Here is a 16,525-nt window from a genome sequence, read left to right on the forward strand (position 1 = left end):
TCATTCCTGTCGGTAAGCCTCGGCGATAGCCGCCGGCCCGAGCCTTGTCAGGCAAGCGGCGGCGGTTTCGCCTTGATATCGTGTGCTGCGGATCAGTGCCGCGACGCGGCTGATGCCGCGCGCGGCGTCATAGCCCGGCCTGTAGCCCGCAGGAAGGGCCTTTGCCGTCGCGTTCACGACAAGTCCGGCTCCGTTTTCGCCGCCGACTATCGTCAGCGCTGCCGAGCCGGGGTGGGCGCAGCCCTTGGCGCATCCGGAAACGTGCAGGGTGAAGTCGAGACTATCGGCGTTTTCGGCGGCAATCGTCTCGGCAATGTCGCGCGTGGCGATCCGCCCGGAGGCGCAGGCGGGCGTGCCGGGGCACGCGGCGATGCGCGTGCGCGGGTCGGCGGGGGAGGTGACGAAGCCGAGGGTGGCGGCGGTGTGCTGGAGGGCGCGGTTGGCGGACGATGGCTGTCCGAGAAACAACAGGGCGCGGCCTGGGGCGAGGCGGATTTCGGTTGTGTCGAGGGTGATGGCGCTTTGGGTGAGCGCGATGATTTTGTCCGCTGGCATGCTGCCATAGGGCAGGGCGATGCCGAGGGCGATACCGGCCTCGGCGAGGTCGAAAATTCCGATCGGGCGGAGTTCCTTCGCGCCCCCCTCTGTCCTGCCGGACATCTCCCCCACGAGGGGGGAGATTGGCAGCCCGGGCGCCGGCCCTCCCTCCGAAGCCATGGAAATTGGCGAAGGTGAGCGTGAATGAGCGATCTCCCCCCTCGTGGGGGAGATGTCCGGCAGGACAGAGGGGGGCGCCACAGAATGCCAGCCTGCGAGATAAGCCAATTGCCGCTCCGACAAATCCCTCGCACGAGCCTCGCGGCCTTTCTCGGCAATCATTCTGAGCACGGCAACGGCAATATCGCGCGCTGCATCGTCTTCCACCGTGACAAGCGGCCGTGCATTCTGCCCGTCACCCGCGACAGCCACCCGCCACCGAACTCCCGCATCGGTGCCCGTTGCAGCAAGCCGCACATCTGCGGTCAGAGTATCCATGGTCAGTTGTCCGCTGCCGTCGACAATGACCGACACCTTCGGCCCGAGCCGTTGCGTCAGACCTGCTTCTTCGACCGCCGTCCTGATCTGTTCAGCCGGCGGCCGGGGATCGGCAATCTCTTGCGGATCTATGCCGGCCAGCGGCCCGGTCTCGACCGGCACGCCGGTGCGCACCGCGATGCCCAACGCATCGACCTCCGTCGCCAGCAACTGAGCGCTTTCCGCCGTCAGTCCGCGTATCTGCAGGCTGCCGCGCGCGGTGACTTCCATGATGCCGTTGCCGTGCCGCAGAGCGGATTCGGCTAGTCCGATCAACGACTCTGGCGACAACCCTCCAGCGACAGGGTTGAGCCGTACCAGCAGGCCGTCGCCGGTCTGCATGGGGGCTGCCAGAGCCGGGCAGGCGCCACGGCGCGAGAAGGCGTTCATGCCGCCACCCCAAGTGCTTCTGCCTCGGCAATCAGGGCCGTGAGATCGTCGTCGATGGAATTGCGCAAGGGATGCCACAGGCCACGCCGGCGCGCCGACAGCAAGCGCTCGGCGATGACTTTCGCGGCGGCGGGGTTCTCGCGCAGGATGAAGGCGCGGACAGCCGGATCGCCGAGATAGGCGTCATGCACCGCCTCGATCAACGTTCCCGAAATGGCGTGGGTGGTTTCGGCAAAGCCGACCAGCCGGTCGACGGTTTCGGCAAATTCGGAGGCGCCACGCGGGCCGTGGCGCATCTGGCCTGATATGAAGCGTGGATTGACGGCGCGGGCACGCACGACACGCGATACGGCCTCGCTGACCGAGCGTGGCCTCGGCTTTTGCGGGTCCGTGGTGTCGAGCACGATGACGTCGGCATTCCTGCCGAGAGTTGCCAAGGCCGCCGAGAAGCCGCCGATGAAGGCGACATCGGAGGAGCCCTCGAGGATGTCGCGGCCGGGATCGTCGCCGGTGTGGACGAGAAGATCGGCCTCGGCGATGCGGCCCTCGAAGGCACCGGGCGCCAAGACGCCTTCACCTTCGGAGCCGCCATAGGCATGCGATGTGGCGTCGAGATAGGCGCGGCCGATCTCTTCGCGTGCCACCCAGTCGCCGGAGGACAAAAGATCCTCGACACCGGCGCCGTAGGTGCCGGGCGAAGTGCCGAAGATGCGCGGGCTGATCTTGCCGTCGGCGCGGGTTTTGGCCGCGAGCGGGTTTTCCGAATCCTCCTCGTCGCGGGCGGCAACGGCGTTGGCGGCGGCATCGATCAGCGCAATCTGGGTCGGAAACATGTCGCGAAACAGGCCTGATATGCGCCAGGTGACATCGACGCGCGGCCGGCCGAGCGCGGCGGGAGGTAATACCTCGATGCCGGTGATGCGGCCAGTGGCCGCATCCCATTGCGGCCGGCAGCCCATCAGCGCCAACCCTTGAGCGATCTCCTCGCCGCCGGTGCGCAGCGATGCCGAGCCCCAGAGATCGATCACCAGCGAGCGCGGCCAGTCGCCATGCGACTGCATGTAGCCGCGCACGACTTCCTCCGCCGCTGCCTTGCCCAGATCATAGGCGGTCGGCGTCGGCATGGTGCGCGGGTCCGACGTGAACAGGTTGCGGCCGGTGGGCAGAACATCGGATCGGCCGCGCGCGGGCGCGCCGGCCGGCCCAGCCTTGACGTGGCGGCCATCGAGCGCGGCGAGCAGCGCCGTCTTCTCGGCTGCCGCACTTTGTCGCCGCATGGCGTCAGGCTCGTCCTCCGGAGCGCGGCCATAGATATGCAGCCCGTCCTTGATGGCGAAATCCTTGAGATCGCAGAGCCAGGCATCGATTCGGCGCAGCGCTTCATCGGGCGCGTCGGTCCTGGCGACGCCGGCTTCGGTGGCGAGGCCGGTTTTTTGCGCGGTGTCGACGATCAGTTTTGCCAGGCGGTCGCGGCGGCGACGGTCGAGCCCGTCGGCCTGGGCGTATTCGTCGACCAGCCGCTCGAGCTTGTGCTGGTCCTCGTCCAGTCCGGCGCCGGTCAGGGGCGGCGGCAGATGGCCAAGGGTGACGGCGGCGATGCGCCGCTTGGCCTGTGCAGCCTCGCCGGGGTTGGAGACGATGAAAGGATAGATGACGGGCAAGGGGCCGGTGACGATTTCGGGAAAGCAGTTTTCCGAAAGCGCAACCGTCTTACCCGGCAGCCACTCCAGCGTGCCGTGCGCGCCGACATGGACGAGCGCGTGGACGCCGAGCGAGCTGCGCAGCCACAGACCGAAAGCGATCAGCGCATGGCGCGGCGGCAGTGTCGGGTCGTGGTAATCGGCGCGGCGGTCGGCGGAGCGGCCGCGGTCTGGGGCCAGCGCGACGGTGATGTTTCCGAAGGTCGCGGCGCGGAAGGGGAAAGCGCTCTTACCCTCCCCCTTGTGGGGAGGGTGGCCCGCAGGGCCGGGTGGGGGTGGTGCGCCGCTACCCCCACCCCGGTTCGCGCCATCCGCTTCGCGAATGTCGCGAACCGACCCTCCCCACAAGGGGGAGGGTGAAGTATCGGCCGCTCCCCATGCAGCTTCGACTGCAGCAACAGCCTCAATCGGCAGGCCCTTTGAGAAGTCCCGATAGTCGTCCAGCCCCAGCCCATCATTGCCGCGCTCCAGCAGCCCCAGCAACGCCCGCGGCGTCTCCGGTATCCCTTCAACTCCATAGCCCTGTTCGCTCAGATCATGCAGCATCGCCAGCACGCTGGACGGCACATCGAGGCCGACGGCGTAGCCGGTTCGGCCGGGCGCGCTCGGATAATCCGGGATCAGGATGGCGAGCTTGCGCTGGGCGCGGGGCGTCTCCCGTAGTCGGATGAAGGCCGCGACGCGGTCAGCAACTTGCGCCACACGATCCGCTTCCGGCCGGTTGGCGAAGGCGCGGTGGCCAAGCGCCGGATCGACATCGCTCTCGCCCTTGAAGGAAATGGCGCCGGCCAAGATGCGGCCGTCGAGTTCGGGCAGCACGACATGCATGGCAAGGTCGGCGGGCGCCAGGCCGCGCTGGTTGTTCTCCCAGATGTCGCGGCGGGTGGTGGCGACAATGACCTGGAAGACGGGCACGCGGGCGCGGTCGAACAGGGTTTCAACGCCGGGCTCGGCGCCGGACGCGAAAGCGGTCGCGGTGATGATGGCCGCGGGTTTCAGCGCGGCCAGTGCTGTTTCCACGAACGCCAGCGATGCCGGGTCCTTCAGGCTGGAGACGAAAATGGGGACCGGGTTGATGCCGCGCTGGCGGAGCGCCTCAAACAGGGCATCGATGGGCGCGACATCAGCGGCGAGCAGCATCGATCGGTAGAACAGGATCGGCACGACCTTTCCCTCCCCCTCGAGGGGCAGGGGGACGACGCCGCGGCCGGGTTCGTAGTAGCCAACTTTTGGCACAGTGACCGGCTCTGCAGCAACCGCATCCTGTCCCGCCAACCCCGCCAACTTCTGCACCAGCGCGCTCATATTCGCCGGGCCGCCCTCGCGGAAATAATCGAGCAGGCCGTCCAACTCCTCGCGCGGCAGCGTCGAGGCTTCGATCAGGCGCAGATCCTCATCTCGGCATTCGCCGGGCAGCAGCGCCAGTTTTATGCCGCGTTCGCGGGCGGTCGAGGCAAGCTGGTCGCAGCCGTAGCGCCACCAGTCGTAGCCGCCGAGGATGCGCACGAGGATGATCTTGGCGTGGCGGGCGACGCTGTCGACCCAGAGGTCGACGGACATGGGATGGCGCAGGTCGCGCAGCGCGGCCAGCCGCATCGAGGGCAGGCGTTCGGCGTCGGCCTTCCAGGCCGCCGCCAATCCGGCGAGATCGCTGTCGGTGAAGGACAGCGCCACGATATCCGCCGGCGTCTGCCGCAGATCGACCGGCTCGGCGAGGTCGTCGAGCGAGGCGGATGTCGTGGTTAGGATGTGCATCGCGACCCGTGTCCGAAATCAGCCGGCAAGGATACGCTCGATCGCCGGGCGGTTCAGCCCCTTCAGCCCGATTACGACGAGGCGCGAGCGGCGGTCATCCTCGGCGGTCCAGGCGCGGTCATAGTAATGATTGACGCGCGGCCCGACCGCCTGCAGCAAGAGCCGCATCGGCTTGCCGCCGACCTCGACGAAGCCTTTCACGCGCAACACGTTCTCTTCTTCGGCGACGGTGGCGACGCGTTTCGCCAGATCATCGGGATTGGCGATCGAGGCAATGTCGACGATGAAGGTGTCGAAGTCGTCATGCTCATGGTCGAAGGCGCCGTCATGATGGGACTTGCGGTTCTCGATGTCGTCTTCGACCGCCAGACCGAGCCCGAGCAGCACCGAGGGATCGACCTTGCCATGCGATGTCGGCACGATCTTCACCGCGCGGGCGGAGTGTTCGTTGATGATGGCGTTGGCGCGGTCGGTGCCGGCGGCGTCCATCAAATCGCTTTTCGACAGGATAATCAGGTCGGCGCAGGCGATCTGGTCCTCGAACACTTCTTCCACCGGGTCGTCGTGGTCGAGCGTCTCATCCTGGGCGCGCTGCGCCTGCAAGGCATCCATGTCGTTGGCGACGCGACCCTCGGCCAATGCCGGCCCGTCGACCACGGCGATGACGCCGTCGACGGTCACCCGGCTTTTCACGCTCGGCCACTGGAAAGCCTGGACCAACGGCTTGGGCAGCGCGAGGCCCGAGGTCTCGATCAGGATGTGGTCGACCCTCGGCGTCAGCGCGAGGATCTGGTCGAGCGCCGGAACGAAATCGTCGGCGACGGTGCAGCAGATACAGCCATTGGCCAGTTCGACGATGTTTTCCTCCGGACAGGTGTCGATGCCGCATCCCTTGAGGATCTCGCCATCGATGCCGATGTCGCCAAATTCGTTGACGATGATGGCAATGCGCTTGCCGCCGGCGTTTTCCAGGAGATGGCGGACCAGCGTCGTCTTGCCGGCGCCGAGGAAGCCGGTGACAACGGTGCAGGGAACGCGGGAGAGGTTGGCGGACGAATCTGGAGCGGTCATGGTCAGTCCTTCAACAGGTTGAGGGGAGGGATGCGGGCAACGAGGCCGCGCTTCAGGCTATCGGGACGGCCGCGCCACGGGATCAGGCCGTCCGTCGAGGTGGCGAAGAGTTTGGCTCCGGTGACGAGGTCGGCACCGCTGGTCGCGGTCAAGTCGCCGAAGACATAGCTCCAGCAGCCATCGCGCAGGATCGCGGCGCTGAGGCGCCGTTTGCAATTGCCAAGGCATTCAACGCTGCGGATGCGAATATTTTCGCCGGATGCGGCGCGGCGGGTGTCATCCGCCAACGATTCGCCGGCGCGGGGATGGGCGTCGGAGCCGGTTTCATCGCGGCAGGAAGCGCAGACGATGACGGTGACGCCGGCCAAGGCATCATCATTGCCGGACGAAACATCCGCTGTGCCAGCCGAAAAACTGCTGTCGTGGTCCAAAAATCGGGCTCCTTGCCCGGAAACCCGCCGGGCGATCGGATTCTACAGTCGCAGACGGCAGGTCTCCTGGCTCGCGGGTCATCGCCTTGGTAGCCGCCTTCCCGGGAACCTCCCAGTGGCTTTCGGCCTTGGCTCTTCGCTTACAGTTGCGGGGACAGCCGCGGATTTGGGACAGATATCCCGCACCGCATTCCCTCTTGGCTCCTCTCGTTGAAGAGAAGAGACCGTCTGGAACGGATTTAGGCTTTTGCGGGCAGCGGTGTCAACGCGAGCTTACGACGCTGTCAGGTCGGCCAGCGCCGGACCCAAGTCACCGGCGGACGTCACTTCGATGCGTTCGAGGCCCAGCCAGCCCTGCATCTGCTTCAATTCCTCGAAGAGCTGAGCAGCGGTTTCGGCTGGTGCGCCGGGCTCGGCATAGGCCGCATGGACGCGCAGCACGCTCGCAGGCCGATCGGCCTTGAGGTCGACGCGCGCCACGATCCTGTCGCCGAGCAGGAACGGCAGGACATAATAGCCGTATTGCCGCTTGTCGGCTGGCGTGTAGATCTCGATGCGGTAGTGGAAATCGAACAGGCGCTCGGTGCGCGAACGTTCGAAGACGACCGGGTCGAACGGCGCCAGCAAGGCGCGGGCTTCGATCTTTCGGGGCAAACGGGCGTCTTTATGAAGATAGGCCGGCTTGTCCCAGCCTTCGACGCGCACCGGCAGCAGCTCGCCGGTTTCAACCAGTTCCTCCAGCCGGCCTTTCATATCGGCCGGGGACAGGCGGAAATAATCGCGCAAATCGCCTGATGTCGCCACGCCATGGGCGCGGGCGGAAATGCGCAGCAATTCGCGGTGCGCGTCCTCAGGCGTTGGCACCGGCAGGTCAAGGATCGCCTGCGGCAGCACGCGTTCGGGCAGGTCATAGAAACGCTCGAAGCCGCGGCGGTGCGCCGTGGTGATGCGCCCAGCCCAGAACAGCCATTCGAAGGCATGCTTGGCGTGGCTCCAGCCCCACCATCCGCCCGAGCCTTTCTGGCCTTCCAGCGCGGAAGCGGCGATCGGGCCGCGCTCGGCGACCTGGCGGTAGATCTCTTCGATATAGGCGGCGTGCTCGCGGCCCCATTTGGCGAGGCCCAGATACATCTCGTCGCCGCGCTCGGCGCGTTGCATGCGCCAGCGCATCAGCGGGTAGGTCTCGACCGGCAGGAAGGAGGCCTCGTGCGCCCAATATTCGAACACCGTGCGCTTGCGCGTCACGGCCGCGTTGTCGAGCAGAGTGAGCGGGTAGGGGCCCAGGCGCGAATAGAGTGGCATATAATGAGCGCGCACCACCGCGCTGACGGAATCGATCTGCAACAGGCCGGTGCGGGAGAGCGTGCGGGCAAAATGCCTTCGGTCAGGCGTGCCGGTCGGGCGGGGATCGAGGAACCCCTGGGCGGCGAGCGCAATGCGCCGGGCCATGGGGAGCGAGATCTTTTCCTTCATGCAGGCATCACTTTGAAGTGTTTTGACCGAGGGTCGGATGGGTGATTCCGGGCCATGCTAGCAGGGTTTTGGCGGCAAGCATGTCAGGAGAGAAAAGTGGAGTAGAAAGCGAAGGAAATCAAACAGGAGCGGATCGGACCAGTTTCCCCGGATATGCCGTCCAGGTCAGTGTTTTGAACAAGGTTTGACTTGCTTCACTGGAAGTGCTGCGCTAACCCTCGCCGCGTTGCAGCATAGGCCCTTAAAACGGTTCAGCGGTTAAACTGTCACGCTTCCGCATTAGGGTCCGGTGCTGTAATCAAAGTGGATTGGCGCCAACGGAAAGCCGAGCATGAACGCACTTCTAAGCTCATACCTGCCCATCGTCCTGTTCATAGGCGTGGCGTTGGTTGTCGGCCTGGCGCTGCTGGCCGCGCCCTTCCTGGTGGCTTACCGCAATCCCGATCCTGAAAAGCTTTCCGCCTACGAGTGCGGTTTCAACTCGTTCGACGACGCCCGCATGAAATTCGACATCCGCTTCTACCTGGTGTCGATCCTGTTCATCATCTTCGACCTGGAAGTGGCCTTCCTGTTTCCTTGGGCGGTGTCGTTCTCGAAGATCGGCATGCTCGGCTTCTGGTCGATGATGGTCTTTTTGGCGGTGCTGACCATCGGCTTTGCCTATGAATGGAAAAAAGGAGCGCTGGAATGGGATTGAACGACAGTTCCGGCACGCTCGTCGCGCCGAAGCCCAAGGGTTTGATCGATCCCAACACCGGCAGGCCGGTGGGGGCGGACGATCCGTTCTTCCTCGAGATCAACAATGAGCTCGCCGACAAGGGTTTTCTCGTCACCTCGACGGAAGCGCTGATCACCTGGGCGCGCAGCGGCTCGCTGATGTTCATGACCTTTGGCCTCGCCTGCTGCGCGGTGGAGATGATCCATACCTCGATGCCGCGCTATGACTCGGAGAGGTTCGGTGTCGCGCCGCGCGCGTCGCCGCGCCAGTCCGACATCATGATCGTTGCCGGCACGCTGACCAACAAGATGGCGCCGGCGCTGCGCAAGGTCTACGACCAGATGCCGGAGCCGCGCTACGTCATCTCGATGGGCTCATGCGCCAATGGCGGCGGCTACTACCACTATTCCTATTCGGTGGTGCGCGGCTGCGACCGCATCGTGCCGGTCGACATCTATGTGCCCGGCTGTCCGCCGAGCGCCGAAGCGCTGCTCTACGGCATTCTTCTCTTGCAGAAGAAAATCCGCCGCACCGGCACGATCGAACGGTAAATCCATGACCGCATCCCTGAGCGAACTGTCGACCTATCTCGGCGAGAAGCTGACCGGCCGTGTGAACGACGCTGATATCGCCTATGGCGAACTCACGGTTCATGTCGAGCCGCGCGATCTGGTCGAGGTCATGACCTTCCTGCGCGACGATGCGCGCTGCCAGTTCATCTCGGTCATCGACGTCTGTGGCGCCGACTATCCGTCGCGGGCCAAGCGTTTCGACGTCGTCTACCACCTCCTGTCGCCGAAGCAGAATGTGCGCATCCGCATCAAGGTGCAGGCCGATGAAGAGACGATGGTGCCGTCGATCACCGGCGTGTTCCCCGGTGCCGACTGGTTCGAACGTGAGACCTACGATCTCTATGGCGTGCTGTTCTCGGGCCATCCCGATCTGCGCCGCCTGCTGACCGACTATGGTTTCGAAGGCCATCCGCTGCGCAAGGACTTCCCGCTGACCGGCTTTGTCGAGGTGCGTTACGACGACGAGGCCAAGCGCGTCATCTACGAGCCCGTGGAATTGAAGCAGGAATTCCGCAATTTCGATTTTCTTTCCCCATGGGAAGGCACCGACTACGTGCTGCCGGGGGACGAAAAAGCCAAGACGAATTGAGGCGCCAGAATGGCTGAAACCTCCGTCCGCAACTTCAACATCAATTTCGGCCCGCAACACCCTGCGGCGCACGGTGTTTTGCGCCTCGTGCTGGAGCTGGACGGCGAGGTTGTCGATCGCGTCGATCCACATATCGGGCTTTTGCATCGCGGCACGGAAAAGCTGATCGAGGCCAAGACCTATCTGCAGGCGATCCCCTATCTCGACCGGCTCGATTATTGCGCGCCGATGAACCAGGAACACGCCTTCGCGCTGGCTGCCGAGCGGTTGCTCGGCATCGACGTGCCTAAGCGCGGCCAGCTGATCCGCGTGCTTTACTGCGAAATCGGCCGCATCATGTCGCATATCCTCAATGTGACGACGCAGGCGATGGACGTCGGCGCGCTGACGCCGCCGCTGTGGGGCTTCGTCGAGCGCGAAAAGCTGATGGTGTTCTATGAGCGCGCCTCCGGTTCACGCATGCATGCGGCCTATTTCCGCCCCGGCGGCGTCCATCAGGACCTGCCGCAGAAGCTGGTCGAGGACGTCGGCAAGTGGATCGATCCGTTCCTGAAGTCGATCGACGACCTCGACCAGCTGCTGACCGGCAACCGCATCTTCAAGCAGCGCAATGTCGATATCGGCACCGTTTCGCTGGCCGATGCCTGGGCCTGGGGTTTTTCGGGCGTCATGGTGCGTGGCTCGGGTGCAGCCTGGGACCTGCGCAAGTCGCAGCCCTATGAATGCTATTCGGAAATGGATTTCGACATTCCGATCGGCAAGAACGGCGATTGCTTCGACCGTTACCTCGTGCGCATGGAAGAAATGCGCCAGTCGGCGAAGATCATGCGCCAGTGCGTCGACCTTCTGCTCGGCAAGGAGAGCACCGGACCGGTGTCGAACCTCGACGGCAAGGTGGTGCCGCCCAAGCGCCAGGCGATGAAGCGCTCGATGGAAGCGCTGATCCATCACTTCAAGCTCTACACCGAGGGTTATCGCGTTCCAGCCGGCGAGGTCTATGCGGCGGTCGAAGCGCCGAAGGGCGAGTTCGGCGTCTATCTCGTCTCCGATGGCTCCAACAAGCCCTACCGCTGCAAGCTGCGCGCGCCTGGTTTCGCGCATCTGCAAGCGATGGATTTCCTCTGCCGCGGCCACATGCTGGCCGACGTCACCGCCGTTCTAGGCTCCCTCGACATCGTGTTTGGTGAGGTCGATCGCTAAATGTCAGTCCGCCGTCTCGCAGAAGCCAGCGTCCAGCCAGCATCCTTCGCCTTCAATCGGGCGAATGCCGCAGCGGCGAAGCAATGGATCAAGAAGTACCCGAAGGGCCGTGAGCAGTCGGCCATCATCCCACTTCTGATGATCGCGCAGGAGCAGGAAGGCTGGGTGACGAAGGCGGCGATCGAGACGATTTCCGATATGCTCGGCATGCCGCGCATCCGTGGGCTCGAGGTCGCGACCTTCTACACGCAGTACCAGCTGAACCCGGTCGGCACGCGTGCGCACATCCAGGTCTGCGGCACCACGCCCTGCATGCTGCGCGGCTCGGAAGCGCTGATGGATGTCTGCCGCTCGAAGATCCACCACGATCAGTTCCACACCAACGACAAGGGCACCTTGTCGTGGGAAGAGGTCGAATGCCTTGGCGCCTGCGTCAACGCGCCGATGGTCATGATCTTCAAGGACACGTTTGAAGACCTGACCCCGGAACGGTTGGCCGAGATCATCGATCTCTACGGCGCCGGCAAGGGTGCTTCGGTGCCAGCGGGGCCGCAGAACGGCCGCACCGGTTCGGAGCCGGCCTCCGGCCTCACCACGCTGAAGAGCGAAAAGGCGATCCTCAAATCGACCCGCGACAGGGAAGCCAAGGCAGCGACCAAGGCCGCCCAGGCGGCGCCTGATGCGATCGTCGCGGCACCCGTTCCGGCACCTGCCACCGCCGCGGTCGGGCCGTCCAATGCCAGCAAGCCGAAGACCGATGCGCCGGAAACCAGCCCGGCCTTGAAGACGCCGTCAAAGGCCAAGGTTGCGCCGGCTGCTGAAAAGGCGGCGAGCGTTTCGGCGCCGCTGCATTCGGCCGCCAATGCCAACAAGGCGGCTCCAGAGGTCGAGCAGGTTTCCAAGCAGCGCAGTGGTCCGAAGACCAAGGCCGAGCCGGCAACCGCTTTCAAGGCGCCGGAAACCAAGGCGCCGGCCGCGAAAGCCGCCAAGCCATCGCTGGAAGACAAGAACCGTCCGGCCGGCATCGCCAAGCCGACGCTGGTCGACGACCTCAAGCTGATCTCCGGCGTCGGCCCGAAGATCGAGGGCATCCTGCATACGCTCGGCATCTACACCTTCGCGCAGGTCGCGTCGTGGAAGAAGGCCGAGCGTGAGTGGGTGGACGGCTATCTCTCTTTCCAGGGCCGCATCGATCGCGACGACTGGGTCAAGCAGGCCAAGGCGCTCGCCAAGGGTGGTGTCGCCGAATACATCCGCGTCTTCGGCAAGAAGCCGGTCTGAGGGACGAATAATGCTTCAGGACAAAGATCGCATCTTCACCAACATCTATGGCCTCTTCGACAAGTCGCTGGCCGGCGCGATGGCGCGCGGCGCCTGGGACAACACGCCTGGCATCATCGCCAAGGGGCGCGAGTGGATCGTCAACGAAATGAAGGCGTCGGGCCTGCGCGGCCGTGGTGGCGCCGGCTTCCCGACGGGACTCAAATGGTCGTTCATGCCCAAGCAGAGCGACGGCCGTCCGAGCTATCTGGTCGTCAATGCCGACGAATCCGAGCCCGGCACCTGCAAGGACCGCGACATCCTGCGCAACGATCCGCATACCCTGGTCGAGGGCTCTTTCATTGCCGGTTTCGCCATGGGCGCGGTTGCCGCCTACATCTATGTACGCGGGGAGTTCATCCGCGAGCGCGAGGCGCTGCAGCGCGCCATCGACGAGGCCTACGAGGCCAGGCTGATCGGCAAGAACAATACGTCGGGCTATGATTTCAACATCTACATGCACCACGGCGCCGGCGCCTATATCTGCGGCGAGGAGACGGCACTCCTCGAGAGCCTCGAAGGCAAGAAGGGCCAGCCCAGGCTGAAGCCGCCATTCCCGGCCAATGTCGGCCTTTATGGCTGCCCGACCACGGTCAACAATGTCGAATCGATCGCGGTTGCGCCGACCATCCTGCGCCGCGGCGCCGCGTGGTTCTCGGGCTTCGGCCGGCCCAACAATGTCGGCACCAAGCTGTTTTGCATCTCCGGCCACGTCAACAATCCGTGCACGGTCGAAGAGGCTATGTCGATCCCGTTCCGTGAGTTGATCGAGACGCATTGCGGCGGCATTCGCGGCGGCTGGGACAACCTGCTGGCGGTCATTCCGGGCGGCGCTTCGGTGCCGCTGGTGCCGGCCGAGCAGATCATCGATACACCGATGGATTTCGACGCGCTGCGCGACCTCAAATCCGGCCTCGGCACGGCGGCTGTGATCGTCATGGACAAGTCGACCGATATCGTGAAGGCGATCGCGCGGCTGTCCTACTTCTACAAGCACGAGAGCTGCGGCCAGTGCACGCCGTGCCGCGAAGGCACCGGCTGGATGTGGCGGGTGATGGAGCGGCTGGTGCGCGGCGAGGCGCAGAAGCGCGAGATCGATATGCTGCTCGACGTCACAAAGCAGGTCGAGGGCCACACGATCTGCGCGCTGGGCGACGCGGCGGCATGGCCGATACAGGGCCTGATGCGGCATTTCCGCGGCGAGGTGGAGCGGCGCATCGACGAGTTTTCGCGCAACGCGCACCGCGCCGAGCCGGTGATGGTGGCGGCGGAATAGAGGAATTTGTGAATGCGGGCGAAAGCCCGAAGCGAAATACGGGCAAGTGCCCGATTTGAGACAACCCGGGGCGGGCGAACGAAAAAACGACCAGGAGATATCTATGGCGCCGTATTCGACACCCAATCCATTGATGCCCAATTTGGACCAGATCGAGAAGATGAACCAGGACCTGACCAGGATGATGCCGAAGGAGATGGCCAGCGCCGTCAACCTTCTCGTGCATCCTGTGGCGGGTGCGGCGGCGATGTCGGCGCTTGGCCTTGGGCTGGCCAACCACGCTTTCGGCGTCTGGCTAGGTGCGCTTTCGGGAGCGGCCGAAGCTTCGCAGCGGCTGCTGCAGCCGATCGTCGATGATTTCGAGGCGCGCGTCGCGCAGTTCGACGACCCTAACTCTTCCTCCACCAGGGCGCGGGCGACGGCGAAAACCATGATCGCCGAGGCGCAGTCGTTCGCACAGGAGGTCACCGATATAGCCGCCAAGGAAGCCGCCACCGTGGCGCCGGTGGCAAACGCCGGTCCGGCAGAAAGCGACGCCGCCGGCGTGCTGATGCCCGAGGATTTCAGGCAGCCCAATGCCATGGAAAAGCCGGCGAAACCGGCGGATCTCAAGGCGATATCGGGCATCGGACCCAAGCTGGAAAAGGTTCTCAACGGCCTGGGCATCTGGACGTATGGCCAGATCGCGGCATGGACGCCGCAAGAGGTTGCCTGGGTCGAGGATTATCTGTCGCTCACCGGCCGCATCGGCCGCGACGATTGGACAGCCCAAGCGGCGGCACTCGCCGTCAAGAAGTGAATGAAATGCCGGGTCCGGTTTCGACCGTGCCCGGAACAAGAGATTGCGGGAACTCCGCAGGGGTTTGAGGCGAATGGCAAAGCTCAAGGTCGACGGGAAAGAGATCACTGTACCCGACCATTACACGCTGCTGCAGGCGGCGGAAGATGCTGGCGCGGAAGTGCCGCGCTTCTGCTTCCATGAGCGGCTGTCGATCGCCGGCAATTGCCGCATGTGCCTGATCGAGGTGAAGGGCGGGCCGCCCAAGCCGCAGGCTTCCTGTGCCATGAACGTGCGCGACCTGCGTCCGGGGCCGAATGGCGAAGCGCCGGAAATCTTCACCAACACGCCGATGGTCAAGAAGGCCAGGGAAGGCGTGATGGAGTTCCTGCTGATCAACCATCCGCTGGATTGCCCGATCTGCGACCAGGGCGGCGAATGCGACCTGCAGGACCAGGCGATGGCCTTCGGCGTCGATTCCTCGCGCTTTCATGAGAACAAGCGCGCGGTCGAAGACAAATATATCGGACCGCTGGTCAAGACGGTGATGAACCGCTGCATCCATTGCACGCGCTGCGTCCGCTTCACCACGGAAGTCGCCGGCATTTCCGAGCTTGGCCTGATCGGTCGCGGCGAGGATGCCGAGATCACCACCTATCTCGAAAGCGCGATGACGTCCGAACTGCAGGGCAATGTCATCGACCTTTGCCCGGTCGGCGCGCTGACGTCAAAACCCTTCGCCTTCCAGGCGCGGCCGTGGGAGTTGACCAAGACCGAATCCATCGACGTGATGGATGCCGTCGGCTCGGCGATCCGCGTCGATAGCCGGGGCCGCGAAGTGATGCGCATCCTGCCGCGCGTCAACGAGCAGGTGAACGAGGAGTGGATTTCCGACAAGACCCGCTTCATCTGGGACGGTCTGCGCACGCAGCGCCTCGACCGCCCCTATGTGCGCAAGGACGGCAAGCTGGTTCCCGCGAGCTGGGCCGAGGCCTTTGCTGCGATCAAGGACGCGGTGTCGAAGGCGTCACCCGAAAAGATCGGCGCCATTTCGGGCGATCTCGCCGCCGTTGAAGAAATCTACGCGCTCAAGCTGCTGATGGCTTCGCTCGGCTCGAAGAATACCGATTGCCGCCAGGATGGCGCCGCGCTCGATCCGGCGCTCGGGCGCGCCAGTTACATCTTCAACCCGACCATCGAAGGCATCGAGCAGGCGGATGCGGTGCTGATCATCGGCGCCAACCCGCGCTATGAAGCCTCGGTGCTCAACACCCGCATCCGCAAGCGCTGGCGGATCGGCAATCTGCCGGTCGGCCTCATCGGCGATGTCGGCGACACGCGCTATGACTACGAACAGCTGGGCGCCGGACCGGATTCGCTGAAGGATCTGGCGGACGGCAACGGCAAGTTCTTCCAGACGCTGAAGAAGGCGACGCATCCGCTGATCATCGTCGGCCAGGGCGCGCTGGCGCGCGCCGATGGCGCGGCCGTGCTCGGCCAGGCGGCCAAGCTTGCCGCCGCCGTTAACGCTGCCCGCGCGGACTGGAACGGCTTTGCCGTGCTGCACAATGCGGCCGGACGTGTCGGCGGTCTCGATCTCGGCTTCGTGCCGGGCGAGGGTGGCAAGAGCGTTGCCGGCATGCTGGGCGAAATGGAGCTGTTGTTCCTGCTCGGCGCCGACGAGATCGACATGGCCAAGACCGGCGGCGCCTTCGTCGTCTATATCGGCACGCATGGCGACCAGGGCGCGCACCGCGCCAACGTCATCCTGCCGGCGGCTGCCTACACCGAAAAATCGGCCACCTATGTCAACACGGAAGGCCGCGTGCAGCAGACCAACCGCGCCGGTTTCGCGCCCGGCGACGCGCGCGAGGACTGGGCTATCCTGCGGGCACTGTCGGATGTGCTGGGCAAAAAACTGCCGTTCGATTCGCTGCCGCAGCTGCGCGCCAAGCTCTACGGCGAGCACCCGCATCTGGCCCGCATCGATCAGGTCGCGGCCGGCAATGCCGAGGACATCGCCAAAGTGGCGAAGCTCGGCGGGCGGCTGAACAAGGGCACCTTCACCTCGCCGGTGAAGGATTTCTACCTGACCAACCCGATCGCGCGGGCATCGGCCGTGATGGCGGAATGCTCGGCGCTGGCCAAGAGCGGCTTCAAGCAGGCGGCGGAATAAGC

Annotated in this window: 13 protein-coding genes and 1 riboswitch; of the genes, 8 read left to right on the forward strand and 5 right to left on the reverse strand. The window is 64.7% G+C overall.

Annotation, left to right across the window (positions count from 1 at the left end; genetic code table 11):
* From cobG to ASD99_RS05290, 5 genes are all read right to left on the reverse strand, one after another.
* On the reverse strand, window positions 1-1,464 hold the full coding sequence (gene cobG / locus ASD99_RS05270) for a precorrin-3B synthase (protein ID WP_057142936.1): 1,464 nt from the start codon (window positions 1,462-1,464) through the stop codon (window positions 1-3).
* Window positions 1,461-4,919 carry a cobaltochelatase subunit CobN gene (cobN, locus tag ASD99_RS05275; RefSeq protein WP_057142937.1) on the reverse strand — a complete coding sequence of 1,153 codons (3,459 nt, stop codon included), beginning with the start codon at window positions 4,917-4,919 and terminating at the stop codon, window positions 1,461-1,463. The genes cobG and cobN overlap by 4 nt, the downstream gene beginning before the upstream one ends.
* An 18-nt stretch (window positions 4,920-4,937) precedes the next feature.
* Window positions 4,938-5,990 carry a cobalamin biosynthesis protein CobW gene (gene cobW, locus ASD99_RS05280; protein WP_056596772.1) on the reverse strand — a complete coding sequence of 351 codons (1,053 nt, stop codon included), beginning with the start codon at window positions 5,988-5,990 and terminating at the stop codon, window positions 4,938-4,940.
* Between the two features lie 2 nt (window positions 5,991-5,992).
* Complete coding sequence (locus ASD99_RS05285; RefSeq protein ID WP_056596769.1) at window positions 5,993-6,421, reverse strand: DUF1636 family protein; 429 nt, start codon at window positions 6,419-6,421, stop codon at window positions 5,993-5,995.
* A gap of 38 nt (window positions 6,422-6,459) precedes the next feature.
* A riboswitch (cobalamin riboswitch) is annotated at window positions 6,460-6,665 on the reverse strand.
* Window positions 6,666-6,694: 29 nt separating this feature from the next.
* Window positions 6,695-7,894, reverse strand: coding sequence for a winged helix-turn-helix domain-containing protein (locus ASD99_RS05290; RefSeq protein WP_056596766.1), 1,200 nt, complete (start codon window positions 7,892-7,894; stop codon window positions 6,695-6,697).
* Between the two features lie 331 nt (window positions 7,895-8,225).
* Between ASD99_RS05290 and ASD99_RS05295 the strand changes: the two genes are divergently transcribed.
* From ASD99_RS05295 to nuoG, 8 genes are all read left to right on the forward strand, one after another.
* Window positions 8,226-8,591, forward strand: a complete 366-nt coding sequence (locus ASD99_RS05295) for an NADH-quinone oxidoreductase subunit A (protein ID WP_010910112.1) — start codon at window positions 8,226-8,228, stop codon at window positions 8,589-8,591.
* The gene (locus ASD99_RS05300; RefSeq protein ID WP_056596762.1) at window positions 8,582-9,163 is read left to right on the forward strand and encodes a NuoB/complex I 20 kDa subunit family protein; all 582 of its coding nucleotides are present in this window, start codon (window positions 8,582-8,584) and stop codon (window positions 9,161-9,163) included. Before ASD99_RS05295 ends, ASD99_RS05300 begins: the two co-directional genes overlap by 10 nt.
* Before the next feature lie 4 nt (window positions 9,164-9,167).
* Entirely contained in the window at window positions 9,168-9,773 is a 606-nt protein-coding gene (locus ASD99_RS05305) for an NADH-quinone oxidoreductase subunit C (protein ID WP_056596760.1), read from the forward strand.
* 9 nt (window positions 9,774-9,782) lie between these two features.
* Entirely contained in the window at window positions 9,783-10,973 is a 1,191-nt protein-coding gene (locus ASD99_RS05310) for an NADH-quinone oxidoreductase subunit D (protein ID WP_057142938.1), read from the forward strand.
* Window positions 10,974-12,254, forward strand: coding sequence for an NADH-quinone oxidoreductase subunit E (locus ASD99_RS05315; protein ID WP_056596755.1), 1,281 nt, complete (start codon window positions 10,974-10,976; stop codon window positions 12,252-12,254). It begins immediately after the preceding gene.
* 10 nt (window positions 12,255-12,264) lie between these two features.
* On the forward strand, window positions 12,265-13,569 hold the full coding sequence (gene nuoF / locus ASD99_RS05320; protein WP_057142939.1) for an NADH-quinone oxidoreductase subunit NuoF: 1,305 nt from the start codon (window positions 12,265-12,267) through the stop codon (window positions 13,567-13,569).
* 103 nt (window positions 13,570-13,672) lie between these two features.
* Window positions 13,673-14,368, forward strand: a complete 696-nt coding sequence (locus ASD99_RS05325) for a hypothetical protein (protein WP_056596748.1) — start codon at window positions 13,673-13,675, stop codon at window positions 14,366-14,368.
* Between the two features lie 73 nt (window positions 14,369-14,441).
* Window positions 14,442-16,523, forward strand: coding sequence for an NADH-quinone oxidoreductase subunit NuoG (gene nuoG / locus ASD99_RS05330; protein WP_057142940.1), 2,082 nt, complete (start codon window positions 14,442-14,444; stop codon window positions 16,521-16,523).
* Window positions 16,524-16,525 lie beyond the last annotated feature (2 nt).

This window comes from Mesorhizobium sp. Root695 (assembly GCF_001428185.1).
Classification (GTDB): Bacteria; Pseudomonadota; Alphaproteobacteria; order Rhizobiales; family Rhizobiaceae; genus Mesorhizobium.

Bases quoted from the DNA above. Each gene is read 5' to 3' on its own strand.
- cobW (WP_056596772.1), bottom strand. From the start codon at position 5,990: ATGACCGCTCCAGATTCGTCCGCCAACCTCTCCCGCGTTCCCTGCACC.
- cobN (WP_057142937.1), bottom strand. From the start codon at position 4,919: ATGCACATCCTAACCACGACATCCGCCTCGCTCGACGACCTCGCCGAG.
- nuoF (WP_057142939.1), top strand. From the start codon at position 12,265: ATGCTTCAGGACAAAGATCGCATCTTCACCAACATCTATGGCCTCTTC.
- ASD99_RS05310 (WP_057142938.1), top strand. From the start codon at position 9,783: ATGGCTGAAACCTCCGTCCGCAACTTCAACATCAATTTCGGCCCGCAA.
- cobG (WP_057142936.1), bottom strand. From the start codon at position 1,464: ATGAACGCCTTCTCGCGCCGTGGCGCCTGCCCGGCTCTGGCAGCCCCC.
- ASD99_RS05315 (WP_056596755.1), top strand. From the start codon at position 10,974: ATGTCAGTCCGCCGTCTCGCAGAAGCCAGCGTCCAGCCAGCATCCTTC.
- ASD99_RS05305 (WP_056596760.1), top strand. From the start codon at position 9,168: ATGACCGCATCCCTGAGCGAACTGTCGACCTATCTCGGCGAGAAGCTG.
- ASD99_RS05300 (WP_056596762.1), top strand. From the start codon at position 8,582: ATGGGATTGAACGACAGTTCCGGCACGCTCGTCGCGCCGAAGCCCAAG.
- ASD99_RS05325 (WP_056596748.1), top strand. From the start codon at position 13,673: ATGGCGCCGTATTCGACACCCAATCCATTGATGCCCAATTTGGACCAG.
- ASD99_RS05290 (WP_056596766.1), bottom strand. From the start codon at position 7,894: ATGAAGGAAAAGATCTCGCTCCCCATGGCCCGGCGCATTGCGCTCGCC.
- nuoG (WP_057142940.1), top strand. From the start codon at position 14,442: ATGGCAAAGCTCAAGGTCGACGGGAAAGAGATCACTGTACCCGACCAT.
- ASD99_RS05295 (WP_010910112.1), top strand. From the start codon at position 8,226: ATGAACGCACTTCTAAGCTCATACCTGCCCATCGTCCTGTTCATAGGC.